At 60.1% G+C, this 3,031-nt stretch carries 2 pseudogenes; one reads left to right on the top strand and one right to left on the bottom strand.

The features are described from left to right. Positions 1 to 157: 157 nt before the first annotated feature. Positions 158 to 388, bottom strand: a pseudogene (locus CKW15_RS27675) (2,4'-dihydroxyacetophenone dioxygenase family protein); the annotation flags it as partial. A gap of 194 nt (positions 389 to 582) precedes the next feature. Here CKW15_RS27675 and CKW15_RS27670 point away from each other — a divergent pair. Further along, a pseudogene (locus CKW15_RS27670) lies at positions 583 to 3,031 on the top strand (hypothetical protein); the annotation flags it as partial.

Below are 3,031 nucleotides of genomic sequence, written 5' to 3'. Positions count from 1 at the left end.
GCCCAACTGACGAATAGTTGCCCCGGTTTGCCTCCCCAATTTGATGTAGAGCTTGACCGCTCGAATGCGATCTTCGTATGAATACATGAACTACCTCCAGGTAGTCCAAGATTTCTACCGCACCCCCACTGGGTCAGTTTTCGGTCAGCGGCAACACTTCAACATCTTCCGGCACGAAAAGGGTATGGGTTTCACCGGGAGGCTCATACGCAAAGCAGCCTTCGGATGCGACCCAATCATGCTCCAGGTAATACCAGCGCCCCTTGAGCACGATGGCATGAGCGCCGCCGGTGTGGCGATGGCGGGACAGCACGCCGGCCTGGCGTATGCGGAGCAGGTTGATGTAGTAACCGCCAGTGACGCTCAGCAGCAATGGCTTGAAGGGCACGGCAGGCTAGTCCGGGCAGTCAATTCTGCCTTCTCGCGATGTCAACCTCCCCCTCCCAAGTAGTCTGAATCTCCTACCTCCTCTGGGAGTATCGGCCGATGCGCAATCTCCGGTGCGTGCTCATAGTGGTGTCCTGATAAAACAACAATGGTCCACGGTCGGTCTCGATGAATGGACCCGTTCAGGAGAAAACCATGACTATGCGCAAGAAAACCTCATCGCCTACGAATGACCTGACCAACAACACCGATACCCATCCTTCATCCGCCTACACACCGGTCGTCACCACTGACCAGAAGGACTACGCCCCTGGCAGCACCGCTAGCATCACCGCCAACGGTTTCGCTCCCGGCAGCACCGTGACGTTCGAAGTGGACCACGCTGTCGGTGCCGGCGCGGATAAGGTGTGGGGCACGTCCGACGATGTGCTCGATACCAACACCGGTGATGGGCACGAGCCCTGGTCCGTGACCGACGGCGGTGCCGGCGATCTCGACGGTAAAGTCAACGGCAGTGTTACCACCTCGTGGTACGTGAACCCCGACGACTCGGCCGGCGCGACGTTTCTGCTCACCGCGGCCTCGGCCGGCGCCGATGGTGCGCCCGGTACGGGTGACGACGCTGTAGCGACTACGTCCTTTACGGACAGTGTTTTGGGCGTCGTGCTGACCGGCGAGGACGTTACGCTGGACGAGACGGCCGGGTTGCAGAACGCCACGGCCACTCCAGCCCCAGCGGGAGACGCAGACGACAACGACATTCTGGTGGCGTCCCTGCCCACGAGTTTCGCGACCCGATTGACCGCACTTGGGGCAGGTACCGCAACAGGTGCCGCCTTGAGCGGCTATACCGGGGCCGTGGGCAACACGGGCAGCAATGCATTTACCATCAACGCTTTACCCGGTGGAAGCCTGACTGATGTCAGCTTCGTTGACAGCGCTGGCGCAGCGCTCGATGGCGATGTCAGTGGACTGTTTACACTCGATGGCACCAGCATCCTTCTCTATACCGATACCGACAACAACATCGTTCTGGGCCGAGCCGGTGGGCCGAACGGCGCGATTGTGTTCGCGGCTTATATAGAAGAAACCGGAACGCCAATTTCGGGCGGCAAGATCTGGACCGTGGAGTACCAACCACTCAAGCATCCAGACGCGACGAACCCCGATGACTCGCTCAATCTGATGAATAAAGTCTTCATCGGCGCCAGTCAGGACCAGGCGTTCAGTCTGCTCAATGCACCTTCCGGTCAGAACCTCTTCCTGATGTTCACGAAGCTGAACCCGGACACTACAACGGTAAATGGTGTCACGCGGATCACGGATCCCGTCATCATCGCCACCGGCAAGGACCCGGCAAACCAGTCTACCGGCGTCAATATAAATACCGGCGACACGGTCAATACCAGCCAGGCGGGTGGCCCGACCACCTTCGGCACCAACAATCAGATGATTGTGGAACAAGAGGGCATCCGCTTTTCGTTCGTGACGGGTGCCCGGCAGAATGTGACGGTTCCCTTCCTCGATCAAAACGAAGCAGACCTTGAATCCAACATCGACTTTACCGCCGTCTACAATACGAAGTCGGCGAGTTTCGACGTCGTGCAGTTGCAGGGCGGCAAGACTGCTGTCGTAAGAGTCAGTGCCTTCAGCACCGCGGCTGAACCTGGCGTGAATTTCATCGACGGATATGCGGGTGATACGTCGATTGCAATCACCAGCGTTCGCGTCACCAACATTAGCACCGGGGTCGTCGCGGACTCCACCGCACCGTCGAATACTCTGGGTATCGTCTTCAGCTTTGCTGGCGGGGTTGTGACCATCACCGGCGTCAAAGCCGGTTACGACATTGAATACACCACAACGGCGGATCACAACCGCGTGCTCGTCGAGAACGGCGCGGCCACCAACGCCAAGGGCAATGATCACGCCGATTTTGATATCGGTGGCTTCAGGCTGGTCCAGGCCTCTCTGCAGACCGTCGAAATCGGCTCCAAAATGATTTTCGACGACGACGGGCCAACCGCAACTGGAGAAGCCGCAGCCGGCACCGTCGATGAGGACGGTCTGGCCAATGGCATTGCCGGTGGGATCGGCGATGTGGCGGGCACGGCCACGGCTGCCAACGGCAGCGTGACCGGCATCTTCCAATCCGGTGCCGACACGCCGCTGAGCTATGCCCTGGCGAGTGACACCAGTGGCTTGCCAGCGCTGAGCTCGGGTGGGGTAGCGCTGGTCTACAGCGTCGTGGGCGATACGCTCACGGCCAAGGCCGGTGCGGTCGATGTCTTCACCTTCAGCCTCAGCGCCGCGGGTGCCTACAGCTTCACCTTGCTCAAACCGCTGGACCATGCGCCCGGCAATGATGAAAACGACATCACCATCAACCTCGGCTCGTTGCTGACGGCCACCGACAAAGACGGCGACACCGTAACGGCTGCGGCTGAAAAACTGGTGATCACCGTCGATGACGACACACCAACCGCGGCCGGAGAAGCCGCGGCCGGCACCGTCGACGAGGACGGCCTGGCCAATGGCATTGCCGGTGGTATCGGCGATGTGGCGGGCACGGCCACGGCTGCCAACGGCAGCGTGACCGGCATCTTCCAATCCGGTGCCGACACGCCGCTGAGCTATGCCCTGG

It is taken from the genome of Pseudomonas sp. Irchel s3b5, from assembly GCF_900187435.1.
Taxonomy (GTDB): Bacteria; Pseudomonadota; Gammaproteobacteria; order Pseudomonadales; family Pseudomonadaceae; genus Aquipseudomonas.
This window is presented reverse-complemented; position numbering and strand designations above follow the sequence as displayed.